At 44.5% G+C, this 20,922-nt stretch carries 16 protein-coding genes; 14 read left to right on the top strand and 2 right to left on the bottom strand.

The genetic code is table 11. From position 1 onward, the window contains the following. Positions 1-2 precede the first annotated feature (2 nt). Positions 3-1,772 carry a SulP family inorganic anion transporter gene (locus tag ABXS85_RS06480; protein ID WP_353669226.1) on the bottom strand — a complete coding sequence of 590 codons (1,770 nt, stop codon included), beginning with the start codon at positions 1,770-1,772 and terminating at the stop codon, positions 3-5. A 251-nt stretch (positions 1,773-2,023) separates the two neighbouring features. Here ABXS85_RS06480 and ABXS85_RS06475 point away from each other — a divergent pair, with 251 nt between their 5' ends. From ABXS85_RS06475 to ABXS85_RS06465, 3 genes are all read left to right on the top strand, one after another. Continuing rightward, a complete protein-coding gene (locus ABXS85_RS06475) occupies positions 2,024-3,022 on the top strand; it encodes a TAXI family TRAP transporter solute-binding subunit (RefSeq protein WP_353669225.1) in 999 nt (332 codons plus the stop codon). 70 nt (positions 3,023-3,092) lie between these two features. Then, complete coding sequence (locus ABXS85_RS06470) at positions 3,093-5,036, top strand: TRAP transporter fused permease subunit (RefSeq protein WP_353669224.1); 1,944 nt, start codon at positions 3,093-3,095, stop codon at positions 5,034-5,036. Further along, complete coding sequence (locus ABXS85_RS06465) at positions 5,036-6,349, top strand: sulfatase-like hydrolase/transferase (protein ID WP_353669223.1); 1,314 nt, start codon at positions 5,036-5,038, stop codon at positions 6,347-6,349. The genes ABXS85_RS06470 and ABXS85_RS06465 overlap by 1 nt, the downstream gene beginning before the upstream one ends. A 94-nt stretch (positions 6,350-6,443) precedes the next feature. Here the strand turns inward: ABXS85_RS06465 and ABXS85_RS06460 are convergent, their stop codons facing one another. Further along, positions 6,444-7,382: a LysR family transcriptional regulator gene (locus ABXS85_RS06460; protein ID WP_353669222.1), complete on the bottom strand. Its 939-nt coding sequence runs from the start codon at positions 7,380-7,382 to the stop codon at positions 6,444-6,446. Positions 7,383-7,566: 184 nt separating this feature from the next. On the opposite strand from ABXS85_RS06460, the gene ABXS85_RS06455 reads away from it, so the two are divergent. The 11 genes from ABXS85_RS06455 (at position 7,567) to ABXS85_RS06405 (ending at position 20,917) form a co-directional block, all read left to right on the top strand. Then, the gene (locus ABXS85_RS06455; protein WP_353669221.1) at positions 7,567-9,192 is read left to right on the top strand and encodes a DUF1302 family protein; all 1,626 of its coding nucleotides are present in this window, start codon (positions 7,567-7,569) and stop codon (positions 9,190-9,192) included. Between the two features lie 21 nt (positions 9,193-9,213). Then, positions 9,214-10,569, top strand: coding sequence for a DUF1329 domain-containing protein (locus ABXS85_RS06450; RefSeq protein WP_353669220.1), 1,356 nt, complete (start codon positions 9,214-9,216; stop codon positions 10,567-10,569). A 113-nt stretch (positions 10,570-10,682) separates the two neighbouring features. After that, entirely contained in the window at positions 10,683-11,840 is a 1,158-nt protein-coding gene (locus tag ABXS85_RS06445) for a prolyl oligopeptidase family serine peptidase (RefSeq protein ID WP_353669219.1), read from the top strand. A gap of 10 nt (positions 11,841-11,850) precedes the next feature. After that, entirely contained in the window at positions 11,851-12,804 is a 954-nt protein-coding gene (locus tag ABXS85_RS06440; protein ID WP_353669218.1) for a VOC family protein, read from the top strand. A gap of 207 nt (positions 12,805-13,011) precedes the next feature. Next, positions 13,012-14,175 (top strand): MFS transporter, encoded by a 1,164-nt coding sequence (locus ABXS85_RS06435; protein WP_353669217.1) that lies wholly within the window; start codon positions 13,012-13,014, stop codon positions 14,173-14,175. Next, positions 14,172-15,227 (top strand): YCF48-related protein, encoded by a 1,056-nt coding sequence (locus tag ABXS85_RS06430; RefSeq protein WP_353669216.1) that lies wholly within the window; start codon positions 14,172-14,174, stop codon positions 15,225-15,227. Before ABXS85_RS06435 ends, ABXS85_RS06430 begins: the two co-directional genes overlap by 4 nt. Beyond that, positions 15,224-17,698 (top strand): MMPL family transporter, encoded by a 2,475-nt coding sequence (locus ABXS85_RS06425; protein ID WP_353669215.1) that lies wholly within the window; start codon positions 15,224-15,226, stop codon positions 17,696-17,698. Before ABXS85_RS06430 ends, ABXS85_RS06425 begins: the two co-directional genes overlap by 4 nt. Then, entirely contained in the window at positions 17,695-18,069 is a 375-nt protein-coding gene (locus ABXS85_RS06420) for a Rieske (2Fe-2S) protein (RefSeq protein WP_353669214.1), read from the top strand. The genes ABXS85_RS06425 and ABXS85_RS06420 overlap by 4 nt, the downstream gene beginning before the upstream one ends. 1 nt (position 18,070) lies before the next feature. Then, positions 18,071-19,201, top strand: coding sequence for an FAD-dependent oxidoreductase (locus ABXS85_RS06415; protein ID WP_353669213.1), 1,131 nt, complete (start codon positions 18,071-18,073; stop codon positions 19,199-19,201). A 103-nt stretch (positions 19,202-19,304) separates the two neighbouring features. Beyond that, positions 19,305-19,889 (top strand): cupin domain-containing protein, encoded by a 585-nt coding sequence (locus ABXS85_RS06410; RefSeq protein WP_353669212.1) that lies wholly within the window; start codon positions 19,305-19,307, stop codon positions 19,887-19,889. A 35-nt stretch (positions 19,890-19,924) separates the two neighbouring features. Further along, positions 19,925-20,917 carry a fumarylacetoacetate hydrolase family protein gene (locus tag ABXS85_RS06405; RefSeq protein WP_353669211.1) on the top strand — a complete coding sequence of 331 codons (993 nt, stop codon included), beginning with the start codon at positions 19,925-19,927 and terminating at the stop codon, positions 20,915-20,917. The last annotated feature ends 5 nt before the right edge of the window (positions 20,918-20,922 follow it).

Raw genomic sequence — 20,922 nt, 5'->3', positions numbered from 1 at the left:
CTCTACTCTATCAAGGGCAAGCTGGATTTATTATTTGGAAACTGTTGGCATTCATTAAAAATTCGAGACTGGCAGTCACGGCATTTTGTTTGATCAATCCATTCAAGCATCTTGGCAATAGCTTGCTTGGAATTATCGACAATATGATGTTTGAGCACCTTTTGGTATGTGGGTAGACTGCTAAGCTCATCTGAAACCGTACCTTTAAGAGAACAAATCAGTAAATTACCACCAGATTTTTTCAGTTTGTTTATCTCGGCTTCTAGAAGTAGTACGCCAGATACATCCATAAAATTGATGCCTTTAGCCACTATGATGATGTATTTAGTGCCGTCTTGACTGCATTCTGCAAGGGCTTTTTGCACATAGTCAATGGAGCCAAAATATAACGAACCGTCGATGCGAATCATTTTGAGTTGTGGGCAAGTGTCGAGTTGATAGCGATGAATGTTACGAATGACCCTATGCTCGGCTTTTGAAAATGGAGCAACGTCAATTATCTTGGGACGCGAGGTTCTATGCAGATAAAAGCCAATGGATAAGAGAATGCCAATATAAATAGCAAATTCCAGTTGAATGAATAAGGTAGACAAAAAAGTACCGATCAATATACAGGCTTCGGAAACGCTGATTTTGATAGTGGCAATAAGGTGTTTCATATCCAGTAAATTCCACGCGATCAGAAGCACACTGCCTGCCATGGCAGGAAGAGGAAGGTAAGCGGTAGCCTGTGGAAAAAAGCTAATGACCAAGGCAACAATAATGGCAGCAAATACTGCAGCAAGAGGACTTGCCGCGCCAGCATCATAGTTGGCTCCAGACCGAGTAAAAGACCCTGAGCTTGGGTAGCAAGAGAAGAAACCGCCGACGATATTAGACAAGCCTTGTCCAATAAATTCTTGGTTACCATCAATGACCTGTTTGGAGCGCATGGAAATAGCGCGAGCAATAGAGACGGCTTCAATTAATCCTAATAGGGCCACGGCAAAAGCGCCTGAAAAGATACTTTGCAGCATTTCAAAGGAAGCATTTGGTAAGACAAAGGGGGGCAGACTGCCAGGCATACTTTCGACCATAGCGACGCCATGTTGTTCAGCTTGTAAAAAGACTCCCATGAGACTGCCAAAGAGCATTCCAATTAATAGGTTGGGAGCTTTAGGATGATACTTTTTGACGAGAATGGCACTGAGTAAGGTGCTTAACCCAATGGCGAGCGCATAAGTATTGAATTCAGTCATGGCTTGGAAAATTGCCATCAGTTCTGATATGAAAGACAGACCTGAGGGAACGGCTAGGCCCAGCAAGTGTTTGATTTGGCTAGTGGCGATCAGTATGGCAGCTCCGGTGGTAAAACCAATGATGACGGTATGTGAAATAAAGTTCACCAAAGCGCCTAAACGCAATGCGCCCAGTGAGAACTGAATTAAGCCAACCAGAAACGTTAGGCTGACCACAAGTCCAATTTGTTCAATAGGATTGGTGTAGCCAAGCTGGTTTGTCACAGAGGCAACCACAATGGATAAGGCCGCTGTTGGGCCAGATATCATATGAAATGAGCTACCAAACAAAGCAGCAACAGAAGCAGAAACAATGGCGGTATAAAGGCCGATTTCTGGCGGTAAGCCTGCAATGTAAGCATAGGCGACCCCCTGCGGTAACACTAAAACAGCCCCGGTAATGCCAGCCATGACATCTTTATTTAGATCCTTGAGAGTCAGCTTCCTACCCCAACTGAAAAAAGGCAAAAGTATCTTTAATAGGTGATTAAGCATGGTGAACCCCAAATGCATAATAAGGATAGGCAGTGCCCAGATTGCAGAGTTAGGCATTGATACTATTACAGCATTTTATATTCGTAAAATAGAAAAAAAGCGCTCTAATACGACAAAAATGCATACTAAATACCACTAATATATTTATTTTTGATCGATTGGATTATCAAATAAGTATTTTACGGATATCAATTTGCAAGTTAGATTGATCACACCTAATTTAAAAATAATAAACAAGGTGGGAGTTCTGAATGCAGAATGTGAAAGGACAATTCCGTCAAGGGATAAGCATTTTTGGTTTGATGTGTGCAGGTATGCTGTTCAGCACAGCAGCAACGGCAGAAAAAATTGGCATGGAATCCGCCACACCAAACAGTATTTTAGGTATGTTGCCTCAAGCCATGGCGCCTTACTGGTCGGAACAGGGCGTTGATATCCAACTTGCTCTCAATCAAACGCTGACTAAGTCATTGCTCAAATTAGCAACAGGCAGTTTGGATTCTGCCGTCATTCCCCCACCTGCTTTTTCTGCCATGAAGAAAGGCGTTGGGCCTTATGCAAAAATGTCTGAGAAGGCCCAGCAAATGTCGAACAATGTGCGTGGACTCTTTACCATTCCCGGTAGTTATTTTCACGCCATTACCCGTGCTGATTCTGGTATTGAATCTTGGCCAGAAGCGAAAGGTAAACGTGTTTTTATTGGTCCTCCAGCCGGTGTGGCGAACACACAAATAAGTAGTTTGGCTGCTGCGGGTGGTTTGCCAATAGGTGAATATGACCCCATTAAAGCCCCATGGGGGGCGGCTGTCCAAAGCTTTCAAGATGGGCAGTTTGATGTTTTTGTCGGTACTTTTTCGCTGGGATCACAAGCGGTCGCAGAACTGAGTTTAAGTAATCCCATTCGGATATTAGGCATTCCTGGGGAAAAAATGGTGCCGCCTGAAAGCTTAGGCATGCAGTCAGCGGAAATTCCAGCCAATACTTATCCGGGTCAAGTAAATGAAACCTCTGTACTTACTTGGCAAAGCATTATGATGATGGCCGTTAATAAAGACCTGTCGGACGATATTGCTTATACATTGACTAAAACATTTATAGAAAACCGCGGTGCTTTGGCGGATTCAAATGCGCTATTCAATGACATACTCACTACGGATTTTTTTGTTGGGGTAAATGCACCTCTGCATCCAGGGGCCATTCGTTACTATCAAGAGGCTGGGATTCCAATACCAGCTCAATTAATTCCTTAAGTGATTTTCTTTAAATGTTTCTCCTATGAGGTCTGATTAAGTGAGGTTTTGCCTCACTTATGGAGTGGTTATGTTTTTCAAGTCTCAAATGAGTTCGAAACTGCTTTCATGGATGGTGGCGGGACTCAGTTTAGTGATTGCTTTTTATGGTCTAGCGAATGTTATGCCGGCGATCGGTGATTTTCGCTTGGGGCCTTTTCCACTGGTGGAGTTTAGAGCGTCATTTTTTGCTTTGTGTGTGGTGACCATTGCTTTGGGGGCTTGCTTAAAATATTGCCAAGGCGAAACCTCACTATTAAACGCCATCATCAGCTTTATATTTTTGTTTGTAATGCTTTATTGCTGCTGGTCTTTTTATTTGGTGAGCAGCGAGTTAGACGAGGGAATGTTTTTGTTCGGTGCCAATGAAATGTGGATTGCTGTCTTGGCATCATTAGGCGCTTTGTACTTTTGCTGGCGTATTTGGGGGATTCCGGTTGCCTTATTGGGTGTGGTTGGCATTCTTTATATGGCAACTGGTCAGTATTGGCCGGGTCCCTTGCAGACAGTCAGCCATGATGTCAATGAAACCCTAGCACAAAATCTTTTGTACAGTCTTGATACGGGGATTTTGGGCAGTACTTTCGCCATCGTTATTACCACGGTTTTTCCATTTATCATCCTAGGAGCCTTGCTAGAAGGCGTTGGGGCGGGCGATTCAATGATTCGTATTGCCTTTCATTGGATGAGGAAAACGGCGGGTGGCCCTGCACACGCTGCAGTATTGTCATCGGCCTTGTTCGGTACGGTTTCAGGCAGCGCGGTTGGTAATGTGGTGGGGACAGGGGTTATTACCATTCCCATGATTAAAAGACGGGGCTTTTCTGCCAATTTTGCTGGTGCTGTGGAAGCTTCCGCTTCGACGGGTGGACAGATTATGCCACCCATTATGGGAGCGGCTGCTTTGGTCATGGCGGACTTCGTGGGAGTGAACTATATGACAGTGATTGTTGCTGTCTTGGTGCCATCCATTGCCTACTACGCCAGCTTATTTGCCATGATAGTGTTTGAATCACGCCGTTTGGGCATCACCTCCAGCGCAGAAGTGACAGGTGTGGATGCGCCGCTTAAGCAGGACTATTTGAACCTGCTGCTGATCTTTGTCCCTTTGGTAATCATAGTTTGCTTATTGTTATATGGCTTATCACCATCTGGTGCTTCCATTACCGCGCTGGCGGCTTTGTTTCCACTCAGTTTGATTAACCCAGAAATACGACGTAAGCCTATTAAGCTCATACAAAGCTTGCAGGTTGGTGGCCGTACTTTTGCTGGTCTATTAATGGCCATAGCAGCCGTTAGTATTGTTATTTCGGCATTATCGGCAACGGGTGTACCGGTGAAATTCAGTGTCTTGCTAGCCAGTATAGTGTCTAATTCGTTACTGATATCACTCATTATTGCGGCTTTTTGTTGTATCGTTTTGGGTATGGGCATGCCCACATTGCCCGCCTATGTCACGGTAGCTACCATTGCCATTCCAGCCATGGAGCAGTTAGGTTTGTCTGCGTTGACCTCACATATGTTTGTCTTTTTCATCGCAGTGGGTTCTGTTATCACACCTCCGGTGGCCATTGCGGCTTTCGCTGCCGCCAGTATTTCGGGGGGTGGGCCAATTGGAACTTCTGTTCAGGCGTCAAAAGTTGGCATCATGATTTTTGTGATTCCTTTCACCTTTGCCTTCAATCCTATGTTATTAACCGTTGCACAATCCGGTGTGAGCTTTGATTTGCTGGTGTGGAGTTGGTTGATCATTAAGCTGGTGGTGGGCATTTTATTATTAGCTACCGCCTTAACCGGGTTTCATTCACACAAATTGGCGTGGTACGAGATTATTGGCCGCTTGATAGCTGCCATTATGTTGTTTGCTCCTAACCCTGTCTGGGATCTAGTGGGAATCATTGGAGCATTGCTGTTATGGGCTTGGCATAAACGACAGGGTTTTAACATGGGACGCCGTTTAAAAGGAGTAGATTAATGACCAATATTATTTACATTGTGGCAGATGATTTAGGTTATGCCGATTTAGGCTGTTATGGTGGTCGTGAAGCTCAGTTTGGGAAGGTGTCGCCAAATATTGATAAGTTGGCTGAGCAAGGCATGATTTTTTTAGAGGGCTATGCCAATTCACCAGTCTGTTCACCCACTCGTTTCGCTTTAATGACCATGGCCTATCAATATCGCTTGCGTGGCGCACTAGAGGAACCGATTAACAGCAAAAGTATCGGCAGTAATACATTAGGTTTGCCGCCACACATTCCGACCTTGCCGGGACAATTGCAAAAAGCAGGCTATTACACTGGTTTGATGGGCAAATGGCACCTTGGTTATCCGCCGCATTTTGGTCCAAGATCCTCAGGTTACGATGAGTTTTTCGGCATCATGGCAGGCGGTGTGGATTACTTCTCTCATAAGAGTGGTCATGGTGATCATGACTTATGGATTAATGAAGAAGAGCATCAAGAAATTGGCTATTTGACGGATTTGATTTCAGAGCATTCGCTGGACTTCATTCATCGCCGTGCCAAAGCAGCGCCTGAACAACCTTTCTTTTTAAGCATTCACTATACGGCACCTCATTGGCCGTGGGAAACCAGAGACGACGCACATTTGGCCGATAACCTGTCAACCTTATTCCATTTAGAAGGCGGCAATATTCATACTTATCGACGTATGATTCATCATATGGATGAAGGTATAGGTCGTATTATGGCCGCGTTAGATGAGCATGGTTTAACGGAGGATACGCTGATTGTTTTCACCAGTGATAATGGCGGCGAACGTTTCTCCGATAATTGGCCTTTAGTGGGTGGCAAAATGGATTTAACCGAGGGGGGAATTCGTGTGCCTTGGGTGGTGCGCTGGCCCGGCAAAGTAAAAGCGGGTTCTGTTAGCATGCAACATTGTATGACCATGGACTGGTCTCGTACTTTATTGGAAGTAGGTAAAGGACCATTTGATCCAGATTACCCTGTGGATGGTATGTCACTGATGTCTGTCTTAACCGGGCAAGAAGAGCGATTTGAAAGGCCCTTATATTGGCGAATGAAGCATAGGGCGCAACGGGCATTGCGTTTAGACAATTGGAAATACTTAAAAGTCGATGAACATGAGTACCTATTTAACATCAAAAACGATGCGCGCGAACGGGCCAATTTAGGTAAGCGCTATCCGGATAAACTGGCTGCCATGCGTCAGCAATGGTTGGATTGGAATGCCACTATGCCAGCTATCCCTGAAGATGCGGTAGTTAGCCTAGGTTACAGTGTGGCTGACATGCCTCAGCGTTAATGGGTCAAGCAAGATTCAGTAGCACCTATTGCCAATTCTTCATTATTGGGGAATTGGCTTTTTTATGGGGGAAAAGTATTGCTGTTAACGGTCATTATGACGCACTAGTTAGATGGTTATGAGATGCATTCATTTTTTCTATGGCTTCTTCAATAACGCCTCTTAACCAGATAAGCCCTTCATCATTATTGCGATACTGATGCCACTGGAGACATTGCTGCATCCTAGGAAGCTCAAATGGTAATTCCAAAATTTTAAGCGGCCATACTTTTGCCATCTTGTACGCTAATTTGCTATGAACTGTAGTGATATTATCTGAGCCAATGACTAAAGAAGGTAAAATGGCAAAGCTGAATGTTGTAGCGACAATGCGGCGTTTAAGGTCAAATTTATTGCTAAACACTTTTTCAAAATAATTGGGTCTTTTTGGCGCGGGGCGCATCACTACGTGTCCTGCATTTGCATAACGTTCCATTGTCATCTTTCCATCTGCAAGCTCGCTTTCACTCCAAACGACACAGACAAACTTTTCATCATATATGACTTTACTGGGATGTTCTTTTGATACGAAATCAGTCGGAATAATGAGCAAGTCTGCTTTACCTTTTTCCAGTTGTTCATTTGGGTTTTCGACTTGTGGGAGAAATTGGAATCGAGCTGTGCTCTTTTGTTGGCTAACAATTTCTAAAATATGGGGAACGAGAACGGTTAATGTGTAATCCGAACAAATAATACTGAATATCCTTTCGGTCTTATCCGGTTCAAAGTTAGGTTGTAAGAGAATGGTGCTTTCAATGTTATAGAGTGCATTCCTAACCTGAGATTGTAAATTTTCCCCAAGAGGGGTGATCACCATCTTACGCCCTATCTGTGTGAGCAAGTCATCCTCAAAATACTCCCTGAGTCTTGATAAAGAATTACTCACCGCTGAAGGGCTCATATTAAGTTTTTCTGCCGTTCGCGTGATGCTTTTTTGTTCTAATAAAATATCTAATGCAACCAATAGGTTAAGGTCTAATTTTTTAAAGCGCATAATGTCATCTCAGATATTTTTTGTTGTTCTTGTCCATTCAATCTAGCGTTTTTTACTTGTAATTACCATTCGATCTCATCGAAAGGTTAGTTCGATTAAAAGGGTTTTACTGAAAGATTGTCCGTCATTAGATTTGTCTCTTCCTTACGATAAAAATAAAAACTCCATAAGGAGGAGGGAACTAGTGAACATTAAAATAAAAAAATTGGCTCCGTTAAAACTGAGCGCAGTAGCCCTATCAGTGATGTCATGCAGTCCGGCATTGTTGGCTTTTGAAATAGAGACAGGGAATTCAGATCTGCGACTGACGTTTGACAACACGGTTAAATACAGTACCGCATTTCGATTAAAAGACGCATCGAATGGATTAAATGGAACGGATAACCCAAGTCAGGGTGCGAATCAGAATGACGGCGACAATAACTTTGATAAGGGTCTTGTTTCAAATCGTCTGGATTTACTGACTGAATTGGATTTGTCCTATAAGGACGTGGGTTTTCGAGTCAGTGGAACCGCGTGGTATGACGAGGTTTATCATGGCAATACAGACAATACCAGTAGCTCCTCAAATCATAGTCCTGCTAGTGAATTTTCAGATGAAGCGAAAGAAGTAATGGGGGGTGATACGGATTTACTTGATGCTTTCGCCTACGCCTATTTTCCTGTATCCGACGGTATGGAAGGTACGGTTCGTTTGGGACGACATTCATTGCTTTGGGGGGAAAGTCTGTATTTTGGAATAAATGGTATTGCGGGTGGTCAAGCGCCATTGGATATTGTCAAGTTAGCTTCCGTGCCTAATTCTCAGTTCAAAGAGATCGCTCTTCCTACCGGTAAACTGTCGGTGGATGTGCCATTAACAGAAGCACTTAGTCTTGGTGCTTATGTTGGGTATGAGTGGGAAAAGTCTCGTTTGGCACCCGCCGGTGCGTACTTGTCTTCCAGTGATACTCTGGGTGGTGAAAGGTTACTTGCTGGCTCTAATGAGTTCACGAAAATAGGTGATCAAGAAGCCGAAGACGATGGCCAGTATGGTCTTCAACTTAGATGGAGTGATTACGATACCTTTACAGATTATGGGATATATGCAACACGTTATCACGCCACAACCATTAGTAATATCTACACAATACTTAACTCATCATTTCAGCCTAGCGAGTACCAATTTGCTTATCAAGAGGGGATCGAAGCCTATGGCTTCAGTATGGCAAAAAGCGTTGGGATTTGGAGTTTAGCGGGGGAAATTTCCTATCGTCGTAACGCCCCTTTGGCCAGTAAAGGACAAAGCATTACGCCAACTGGAACGCAATATGACAATGATTCGAATCCTGGTTACGCAGTGGGTGAGACTGCCCATGCACAATTCTCATGGATAGGGAGTTTAGGCCCAAGTTTTATTGCTAAGGAAGCAAGCTTTACGGGTGAGATCGCTTGGAATACTCGAGTGAAAACGACCGACAACGAAAGCATGCTGAACCCCAATGCGGACAAATCAGCGGTCGCTTTGAGAATGGTTTATAGCCCAACTTATCGTCAGTTTTTTGATGGTGTTGATTTAACCCCCTCTGTTGGGCTAGGGCATACATGGGGTAAATCGTCTGCCGTTGGCGCTGGTTTTGGTGTTGATGGTGGTGGCGATCTCAACCTTGGTATCAAAGCGGTGTATTTGAGTCGCTGGAATTTCTCGATGAATTATACGAAATACCTTGGTGAGGAAGGCTATTTCTTAGACGGGGATAACAATGCGCAATACAAACAAGCATTGAAAGATCGAGATTTCATTTCAGCTTCGGTACAGACCGTCTTTTAGTAGTAACTTGGAGAGATAATAATGAAAAGAAATACTAAGTTAATCACGAATGCCGTATTCGCCTCTATTGCTTGTTTGGCTGTGCCTACTTTTGCCGCAGTGTCACCAGAACAAGCAGCGAGACTGGGTCAAGACTTGACGCCTTTTGGTGCTGAAATGGCAGGTAATGCTGAAGGTACCATTCCAGCATGGACCGGTGGCTTTAATCAGCCAATTCCAGGCGAAAAATTGGGTAGCAAGCGCCTTGACCCATTTGCCGATGAAAAACCTTTATATACCGTTACTTACCAAAATATGGCGCAGTACGCAGACAAACTGTCTGACGGCGTAAAAGCTATGCTGGCGAAGTACCCTGACACTTATAAGTTGAACGTCTATCCTACGCATCGAACTGCTACCGCGCCAGACTGGGTATATGAGTACACCCAACAGAATGCGCTTTACGGTCACCTGCAAGGACATGACGTAAAGGGGGCTTATGGCGGTATTCCATTTCCAATTCCTAACAATGGTTTGGAAGCAATTAACAATCATCGACTTGGTTGGAAAGGTGTTAGCTCGGAAGCTGAAATTAACCAATATCAAATTACTTCAAGCGGTAAGCTAGTACTAACCACAGATGGTCTTATCAAAAACCAATATCCCTATTATTTCCAAGAAGGATCCGCAGAAGATTTTGAAGGCTTTTTCTGGGAAATTAATTTGGAAAACTATGGTCCACCCATTCGAGCTGGAGAGCGCATTGTAGGTCGTAATAACCTCGATGCATCGAAGACAGCATCCTATGTGTATTTAGCGGGTCAGAGACGGGTACGTAAGTTGCCTAATGCTTGCTGCGATACTCCGACTCCTGCCACAGCTGGCCTAATGTCATTTGATGAGCTTAGCGTGTTTAGTGGACGTACAGATGTGTTTGATTGGAAGTTGATTGGTAAACAGGAAATGTTGATTCCTTATAACCAAAATCGATTTTTGCAGTATTCAGACCAAGAAGTCATTACCGGTAATCATTTAAATCCTGAAGCCGTTCGCTGGGAGTTACACCGTGTTTGGGTCGTTGAAGCGACACTGGCGGAAGGTAAACGTCACCAAGCGGTTCGGAGTCGCTACTACCTAGATGAAGATACATGGGCAGGGATGTTGGCTGATCGTTGGGATTCTCAAGGTCAGTTATGGAAAACCCTATGGCAATTTAATTACGTCATGCCGGAGTTCCCTGGAACCATTGCTCAAACTTTCGGTTTTTATAATTTGTTGTCAGGTGAGGCATACGTAGCAAATTTATTAAATGACAAGCCATTTCAGAATAGACCTGTAGAACGTATCTCGACGAGTACTTTTACCGGTCAAGGGTTGGCGAGAAAAGGTGTTAGATAGAGTGAGCTAATGACTTTTACATCTAGGAGTGGCTTTTCTTCCCTTTTTAGCCACTTCTGGATGTAGGTTTTGAAAAAGCGACAAGCGTCGTAAAAATATAATTTGGAGTGAGTATGTTTCGTTATTTTCCGACTAATTATCCTTGGGATTTGTCCATCAATTTGGCACTTGAAATGGGCGCTAAGATTGGTGAAGTTGAGGTCATGTGTGCCCCTTTAAAGGAAGCGGCTAATGCAAAGGATGCGGCTGCGTCAAAAGCATTTCGTGAAACGTGGGAAAACATGGCAGACAAATTGTGCGAACTTGCTCAAGAGGATGAAGAAAAAGGGCGACTGATTTCCGCAGGTGAGAAATACGGTCGTGCAGCGACATATTATTTAACCGCTGAACGACTTCAAGGTCATGGTTCTCCAGGTCGTGCTGAATTGTATCAACGTTTTTTAGATATTTTCGCTCGTGGTATTGATCTGGCGAAAGAGAATTGCGAGCGAGTGGAAATTCCTTATGAAGGCAAGCATTTATCCGCCTTGTACGTTCGTGCAGAAGGGGTAAAAGGTAAAGCGCCTATTTTGGTTCAGGTTAACGGCTTGGATTCGACAAAAGAAATGAAATACCGAGTGGGCATGCCAGCTTGGTTGGCAAAACGAGGTATTTCTTCTCTAGTGGTAGACCAACCAGGTACGGGGGAGGCGATTCGTCAACAGGGTTTGACCGCCCGATACGATAGCGAGCATTGGGCTAGTCGAGTCGTGGATTGGTTAGAGACGCGTGAGGAAATAGATGCCAAACGCATTGGCATGGAAGGGGTTTCCCTGGGTGGTTATTACTGTCCACGTGCGGTTGCTTTTGAACCACGTTTTGCTTGTGGTGTGGTATGGGGGGCGAATCATGATTGGCGTGATGTGCAAAAACGCCGCTTAGAAAAAGAAGGCAGTTTCCCTGTTCCGCATTATTGGGATCATGTTCGTTGGGTATGGGGAGCGAAAGACATGGACGAGTTCATGGAAATCGCTGAAAAGGTTCATCTGGATGGTGTGCTTGACCGCATAAAAGTGCCTTTCTTAGTCACTCATGGGGAAAAAGACTCTCAAATCCCATTGAAATGGGCGCATAGAACATTTGAGCAACTGACCAATAGCCCTAAAAAAGAGCTCAAGATTTTTACCGATCGTGAAGGTGGTGTGCAGCATTCCAGTTTTGATAATTCCGCTAATGCTGGCGCCTATATCGTTGATTGGGTGGCCGAAACATTAGGTGGTCATACTGCCTGAGGAGAATGACATGAAAATTTTGGGTTTGGAAACAATTGTTTTTGCGGTAGAGGATATTGCTTCTTGTGCAACCTTTCTCACTGATTATGGTTTGATCGCCAAAGACGTTAATGAACAGGGTGGACGCTTTGAAGCTTTAGATGGGTCAGGGGTGGTGTTAGCGCATACTTCAGATGACTCATTACCAGCCAGTGTTGGCAACGGCTGTATGATGCGTAAAACCGTTATGGGAGTAGCCGATCAACAAACACTGGATCATATTGCAGAAGAGTTGCGAAAAGATCGTCAGGTAACCTTATTAGCAGATGGTTCGATTGAATCCACTGATGATTCGGGTTTTGCTATTGGCTTCCAGATTACTCAGCGCAAGTCTCTTGCCGTAGTGGGAGAAGTCTCAAATTTGCCAGGATCCCCTGTGTCACGTCCTGTCAATGCGCTTGGTGTGGATAATGATGCAGAGCAAATACGTCCACATTCATTATCTCATATTGTGTTTTTTGTTCCAGATCCAGTCAAAGCAGAAGCCTTTTACGTGGAGCGATTGGGTTTTCGTTGTACTGACCGCTTTGAGGGTGTGGGGCCTTTTCTACAACCTGCGGGTTCGTTAGAGCATCATACTCATTTTTTAATTGGTGCGCCGCCATTTATGACAGGTGTCGAGCATTTTACCTTCCATTTCGCAGGGCCGACCGAGATTATGCAAAATGGCTCTCGTTTCATTGAAAAAGGTTACCAAGCATTTTGGGGGCCGGGTAGACACATTTTGGGTTCCAATTGGTTCTGGTACTTCAATAGTCCTTTTGCTTGTCATATCGAAATGGATGCAGATATGGATTTGCACGATAAAAATTGGGAGCCAAGAAGCGCGCTTCCTGGAGCCGATAATTCGCAAGTTTTCTTATTAAAAAATCGTCCGAAATGGTCACCAGGGCCAGATTCAGGTCATAACGGAGATTATGAATAATCTCCTTCCTAAAAAATGAGAGAGCAGCACTTTTTTGATGGGGTAGGATAAGACTATTTTCTTGCTTCAAAAAAGTGCATTTCCCTAGATAAAAATAACTAATGTGGGTGTACAAAAGATGGTTAAGCCAGTTAAAAATCTAATGAGCACACAAGTGTTCTTAATCCATGGATGTCAAGTTGCATTGTTCTTAAAAGGAGGTTCATTATGAGACCTTCATTTGGTTTTAAGGGTAATGCCGCGTTGATGGTGTCTCATTGCGCCGGTATGTTGGATCTTGTCGCGTTACCTCTATGGATAGGTGTGTTGGTTGCGTCATACCAATTTGACTCTCAACAGTCTGGTGGTTTGGTGACGCTGTTTTTGATTGGCGCTGTGTGTGCCAGTATGTTCGTTGCGCCTCGTTTTAAGAAATGGAATCGTCGCGCGATTGCTGTGGGTGGTTTTTTGCTGGCGGCCCTGTGTTTTTTTGCAGCGGCTCAGGTACAAGAGTATTCCGTATTAGCTATCTTGCATCTTTGTGCGGGTTTGACCTCTAGTTCTGCATTGAGTATGGCTCATGGGACGATTGCTCGTAGCCCTAATCCGCATAAGCTGTTTGCGATTGCCGGTTTTTGTTTGGGTGTAACGGGCTTCTTTTTTATGGGGGCGACGCCAAACATTACTAAGGCGGTAGGTGGTCATGCCATTTTTATCATCTTTGGTGGCATCATGGCGATTGCTTCGCTGATTTGTTTCATCGCGTTTCCTTCATTGACGAAGAGTGAGTTGTCAGAAGGAAATAATGTGGGTGAAAAAACGCAAAAAATTCCTACAGGTGTCTGGTTCGGTATTCTTGCTATCAGTTTGATGGCCATTACTCAGGCGATGACCTTCAGTTTTATGGAACGTGTTGGTCACGATAGAGGGTTCGAACATCAAAATATCGTCATGATTCTGGTGGCGTTAGCCTTAATCAATATTGTCGCGGCAGCCCTTGCAGGGATACTGGAAAAACGTTTGTCTCCTCGTGCTGTGCTTATTATAGGGCCAATTCTGCAGATTATATTAGCGAACATTATTATGAATGCTGAGGTGTTGCCTGTCTTTGCGGCGGGCTCCATGTTTTTTGTGGCAATCATGATATTCACACATACCTTTGTGTTTGGTTTGTTGGCTAAGCTGGATACCTCTGGTCGAGCGCTTGCCGCGACACCTGCAATGTTAATGGTAGGTGCAGCCATCGGCCCCATTCTGGGAGGAACACTGATTAAGCTAGTAGGCTATCAGGGTATAGGTGTTGCTGCGGCAGTATTTGGTTTTGTGTCTATTCTCTGTTTTTTAAGAGTGTTTACTTCTGCTCAAACAGGCGAAGTGGAGTCCGCAGTATGATGCGTTGTAAGTTCCCTGTTTTGATCCCTTTGATTGCCTCAGCTTTGCTGAGCGCATCAGGCACACTGTATGCCGCGACGACAGTGGATGCGCTTGACCGTCCTGCCGTTTCGACTCAATTGGGAGCTCGCTCGGTTTTATTGGATGTCGTCGCATCGAAAAACCAATTATATGCCGTAGGTGAACGAGGGCTGATCCTTAAATCCAGTGATGGGGTTAAATGGGAGCAATTGCCCTCTCCGGTGAGTGTTACTCTCACTGGGATCTCATTTCATGATGCGCAGCATGGTTATGCCATAGGACATGGCGGCGCTATTTTAAAGACCATCAATGGAGGCCAAACTTGGCAAAAAATCTGGGATGGCAGAGTGCTTGCTAACCAACTGCTGGCGGAAGCCAAGTTGTGGGGAGATGAGGAAACCATTCGTAATCGACAATATCTAGTGGATGATGGTCCAGATAAACCTTTTTTAGATTTGTTGCAGCTAAGTGCCGACCACCTGGTTGTGGTTGGAGCTTACGGTCTTGCTTTTGAAACAAAGGATGGTGGCGAGACTTGGCAGCCTTGGATGGATCGTATTGAGAACTTTTTTGAGGCGCATTTATACGTCATTAAAAGCCAAGCGGAACGAATTTTGATCGCTGGGGAGATGGGCTTCGTTGCTTTATCTGAAGATTCAGGGAAAACATTTAGAAGTATTGAAACACCTTATGAAGGCAGTTTTTTTACCGCTGAGTTTTTGCCAGATGGTCGTATCTTATTGTCTGGCCTGCGTGGTAATACCTTTATTTCTAATGACGATGGCGATACATGGGAACAAGTTTTCAATCCGATTCAAGCGTCTATTGTCGCGTCAACCATACTTAAAGATGGTCATGTTTTGCTGGTAAACCAAGCTGGCTTGATTTTGACCTTAACTGACAAGGCGTTAGTAACAAGCAAACATAATGGTTTTCCACCCTTGACCAATATTTACCAGACTCCCAAAGGGGATCTGCTAACACTCAGTATTCATGGGGCAATACCCATTCCAAAAGGAGGTTTGCAATGACGTTGCCGCAAACTGATGCCATGTCTCATGACAAATTTGACCCGAATTCTGGTCTGCTTATAGAGCGTTTGCTGTTTAACCATCGAGCTTTTATTCTTGTTGTTTTCGCTTTGCTTTCAATAGTATTAGCATGGCAATCGAGCAAGCTGACAATCAATGCAAGCTTTGAGAAGACCTTACCGACTCAGCAGCCTTATATTCAAAATTACCTCACCTATCAAGATGAACTTAGCGGACTTGGTAATGCATTAAGAGTGGCCGTTGTTAACCCTAATGGCTCTATTTATGATGCTCAGTATCTTGAGTTACTTAAACAGTTAAGTGATGAGATATTCCTTTTGCCCGGAGTGGATCGAGTTCAAATGAAATCACTTTGGACGCCTTCCACCCGTTGGATTGGCGTAACGGAAGAGGGGTTAGAAGGTGGCCCTGTGATTCCAGAGTTCTATGACGGTTCTGAGACCAGTCTGCAAGCGTTAAGAGCAAACATTTCTCGTTCTGGAGAAATTGGTCGACTGGTCGCTGCTGACGAAGAGTCGAGCATTATCTATTTGCCACTCTTAAATCAAGATGCTGACGGCAATCCACTGGATTATGCGCAATACTCGACCATGCTAGAAGCGCTTCGCGATAAGTATCAAGCACAGGGGCTGGAAATCCATATTACCGGGTTTACCAAAGTAATGGGGGACTTGATAGAAGGAGTGCAAGCGGTCCTTTGGTTCTTTGCCATTGCTGTGGTGATTGCTACCTTGATGGTGTTTTGGTACACGCGCTGTGTTCGTTCAACGGGTTTGGTCGTGTTTGCGTCCTTACTCGCTGTGGTCTGGCAGTTGGGCATACTGCCTTCACTTGGTTATGACCTAGACCCATATTCTATTTTGGTACCGTTTCTTGTGTTCGCAATTGGCATGAGTCATGGTGCGCAAAAAATGAATGGTATTATGCAGGATATTGGCCGTGGCCACGATAAGCTAATTGCAGCTCGCTTCACCTTTCGACGTTTATTTCTAGCAGGCTTAACCGCATTGCTCGCCGATGCGGTGGGTTTTGCAGTATTGTTGATGATAGACATTAAGGTCATACAAGAGCTGGCAATCGCTTCATCAATCGGGGTTGCGGTACTCATTTTTACCAATCTGATCTTGTTGCCTATCTTACTTTCTTATGTTGGCGTAAGTTCAAAAGCAGCGCAGCGTAGCGTTGAAAATGATCCCTTGTCAGTCGAGATGAAAAAGACGCCCGTCTTATGGCTGTTGCTCGACAAATTTACTACCCGTAAGTGGGCCATTGGCGCGATTTCTGTCGGAGTTCTTTTGGCTGCTTTAGGCATACAACAAAGTAGTTTACTAAAAATAGGGGATTTAGATCAGGGGGCACCTGAGCTTCGTCAAGACAGTCGTTATAACCAAGATGTCGCCTTTATGAACAGCCACTATGGTGCATCCAGCGATGTTATGGCGATCATGATAAAGACACCTGATACCCAGTGTTCGCAATATTCAACACTTAATAAAATAGATGCGCTTGAGTGGCAACTTCGACAATTGCCGGGTGTTGAGTCTACGAACTCGCTGTCTTTATTGTCTCGTCGTGTGATGTCAGGTCTAAACGAGGGCAATCCTAAGTGGTACGACTTTGTGCCAAACCAAAGTATGTTGAATTACATTACGGCAGGGGCACCTCGCGGCTTATACAACGATAGTTGTAACTTGCTGACCTTATACGTTTACTTAACTGATCATAAAGCCGATACCTTGTCAGGTGTTGTTGAATACGTCGAGGCTTTCGCTCGTGATAACAACACAGAAGAGGTATCTTTTATGTTGGCTGCGGGCAGTGCTGGTATTCAAGCAGCAACGAATATCGCGGTGAAAGAAGCCTGGTATCAAATGTTGTTCTTGGTGTATGGCGCCATGATTATTTTGTCCTTTATTGCATTTCGATCATGGAAAGCCGTTGTGGTGGCTATTTTGCCATTAATGCTAACCTCGGTGTTGGCTGAAGCACTCATGGTTCAGCTTGGCATGGGGGTAAAGGTTGCTACGCTTCCAGTGATTGCCTTGGGCGTTGGCATAGGTATTGATTACGCCTTGTACATCTTGTCCATTGTGATGATGGAACTTAGAGCTGGCTCTTCTTTATCTAAGGCTTATCTAAGAGCCCTTAATTTTACCGGTAAAGTGGTGATGTTAACTGGGGTCACTCTGTCTATCGGTGTGATTACTTGGGTATTCAGTCCTATCAAATTCCAAGCCGATATGGGCTTGCTGTTAGCTTTTATGTTCTTGTGGAACATGCTAGGTGCCCTTCTATTGTTACCTGCATTAGCACACTTTCTTCTTAAGCCAAAATTTGATTCTACAGCACAAGGCCAGTGTGCGGAGCAAGTGGAACTTACTCATTCGTTTGATGCAGAAGAGGCTTCTTCTAACAGTGATAAAACGACGCTAAAGGCTTCGTCTTTATGAATACCCTGGCAGACAAGATTGCTTTATGTCATGTGGATGACGTAGGAGAGCGTGAAACAAAAGGGTTTTTAGCTGGAAGCGAGGGACAGGATTTACTTTTCCTAGTGAAAATAGAGGGCGAATTGTATGGATGGAAAAATTCTTGTCCTCATATTGATGGTGCTCCAATGGCATGGAAAAAAGATGCGTACATCAATTCTGAAAAGACGCACCTTACTTGCTTTGCTCATGGGGCACTTTTTGAACCGGAGACAGGCCTTTGTGTTCAAGGGCCTTGTCTTGGTAAGAAATTAGAGCCAGTCACTGTATACGTAGATGAACTGGGTAGAGTTTTTATGTGTGATTTAGAGAACAAAAATAAGGAGTCATAACATGGCTGCAGTGAAAAAAGTATTGGTCATTGGTGGTGGCTTTTCAGGCATGTCGGCGGCAATCAGAATGCGTCATCATGGGTTGGACGTCGATCTCGTTGAGATTGACCCAGATTGGTGTGAGTTGGGAGCTGGTATCACTATTAATGGTGCGTCAATGCGCGCTCTAGAGACCTTAGGCCTATATGATCAAGTAGTAGAGCAAGGTTGTGTTACCGATGGCGTAGCGATGCGCTTGGCGAATGGCACTGTCATTAAAGAATTACCGACGCCAAGTCCAGTTGGTTCTAATGTAGGAGGCAGTGGCGGTATTTTTCGTCCTACTCTGGCTCGTATCATGTCAAATGCGACTCTGGAATCGGGAGTAAAAGTACGACTGGACTGTACTTATGAATCCATTCAACAAAATGAAGATGCCATCATGGTTACCTTCACAGATGGCACGCAAACGGCTTATGACTTGGTTGTCGGCGCGGATGGTGTTCACTCCAAGCTGCGTAAAGAATTTTTCCCAGAAGTACCTGACCCTGAATACATAGGTCAAGGAGTCTGGCGCGCCATCATGCCTCGTCCTGCAGAAGTGAATCAGGTAAATATGTGGATGGGGGACCATCTAAAACTGGGTGTCAATCCAGTGTCTGAGACTCATATGTATATGTTTATCACGGAAGATAGACCCACTAAGGAGCATATTGATCGAGAAACTTGGCCGCAAGTTTTCGCGGATCTTATGGCTAAGTTTGACAACCCAACGGTGCAAGCCTTAATCCCCAAAGCCTTTGCAGACGAAGCTAATATTGACTACCGACCTTTAGCAAATCTTTTGGTTCGAGTGCCTTGGAATCGTGGCCGTCTGGTAATGATTGGCGATACGGTTGCTGCAACCACGCCTCACCTTGCTAGTGGTGCTGGTATTGGCATTGAAAGCGGCATTGTATTAGCGGATGAGTTGGCCGCTAATGATGATCTCGCTGTCGCTTTTGAGAAATTCCATGAGCGTCGTTGGGAGCGTTGTCGAATGGTGGTAGAAAACTCGGCTCGCCTTTGTGATATTGAAATTAATGATGGTGATAAGGCTGAGCATTCGCAAATTATGGGTCAATCCTTAATGGCCTTGAGTCAACCAATTTAATTTTCCTTAAACACACTTAGCTGTGCGCAGTGGTAATGTGCACAGCATGTTTTACTTACTTTGTGCATATCCTCTATTGATTTTTCATGCATAGGAGAAAGAGATGAAGCTTCCTGAAATTCACCGCGTGGTCACAGGTCACGACGATAATGGTAAAGCCATTATTATAGAAAACGGTCCTCTAAATACAGTACAAGATATTGAGGCCGTTCCTGGTACACGCTTCCATGAGGTTTGGTCTACAGAGCAAACGCCAGCATTGATTCTTAGTACAGAACAAGACCCGACCCTTGGCCCCATTGTTTTACCCCCTGTGAAAGAGGGTACTCGGATCCGTTTTGTGGACATTCCGCCCGATACTGAAGAGTTTTTATCTCATGGTAAGGACAAGATGAAAGACGCCTTCTCTGATATTGGTGACGAAGGAGCTTCCACTGTTAAAGAGGATTCTCCGCATCCCTTGATGCACAGAACAGAGTCTGTTGATTATGGCATTGTGATTGAAGGCGAAATGACGCTCATCGTCGATGATGGAGAGGCCTTGCTAAAACAAGGCAGTGTGGTGATTCAACGCGGCACTAATCATGCTTGGGCAAATCGATCCGGTAAGATGTGTCGAATGTTGTTTATTCTTATTGATGGCAAATACGATAACGATTTGGCTAGCAAAATCGCCTCACATTCATAACCTCTTTTAGTCAGTTTCGTTACAGGATAAAAACAATGAAATTCGCAACCTTACCTAATGGCACGCTTGATGGAAAATTGATTCTTGTTTCGCGAGATTTGAAGACAGCAGTCGATGCGTCTTTTATTGCGGCGAACTTATTAGAAGCCATTCAAAATTGGGATTCAGTTGAAACCAAACTCACGTCTCTATATAACGCACTGAATGATGGTCAAGCAGATAATGTATTCGCATTTGATGGGGCGGCTTGTCTTGCACCATTGCCAAGAAGTCCGCAGTGGCTGGATGCATCGGCTTTTACCAATCACGCGAAATTGATGGAAAAAGCATTTAATACAGATCCTATTGAGAACATGGACACTATCCCTGTTATGTATCAGGGAGCAAGTGATGATTTTCAGGGGCCAAGTGCCGATATGCCCATGCCAAGTGAAGAAGATGGTATTGATTTTGAAGGCGAGTTTGGTGTTGTGATGGCAGAGGTGCCCATGTCTGCAACAGTAGAACAAGCCGCACAAGCGATTCGTTTGATTGTACAAATTAATGACTGGAGTTTACGAGCACTTGGTCCACGTGAAATGAACTCGGGCTTCGGTTTTTTACAGGCTAAACCTTCTTCTAGTTTTGCACCCGTTGCCGTCACACCAGATGAACTTGGTGATGCTTGGAAAAATGGTCGCGTTAATATGTCTCTGCATATTGCTTGGAATGATGAGCGCTTTGGCGAGCCTCATGGTAGTGAGATGAATTTTTCATTTGCCGAGTTGATTGCTCATGCGGCACGCAGTCGTCGTCTGTCTGCTGGCTGTATATTGGGATCAGGGACGGTATCGAACGTGTCTCGTGCTGTTGGATCTGCGTGTATTTCCGAGCGTCGTGTTATCGAAAAAATTGACCTTGGAGAAATCACAACCGGCTTTATGAAATTTGGTGATCTAGTGCGCATGCAAGCCAAATTCGACGATGGCCGCGATGGCCCCTTTGGCGTGATTGAGCAGCGAGTTGTCTCAAACGATAAAGTGGGTTGAAAGGT

Source organism: Marinomonas sp. THO17 (assembly GCF_040436405.1).
Taxonomy (GTDB): Bacteria; Pseudomonadota; Gammaproteobacteria; order Pseudomonadales; family Marinomonadaceae; genus Marinomonas.
This window is presented reverse-complemented; position numbering and strand designations above follow the sequence as displayed.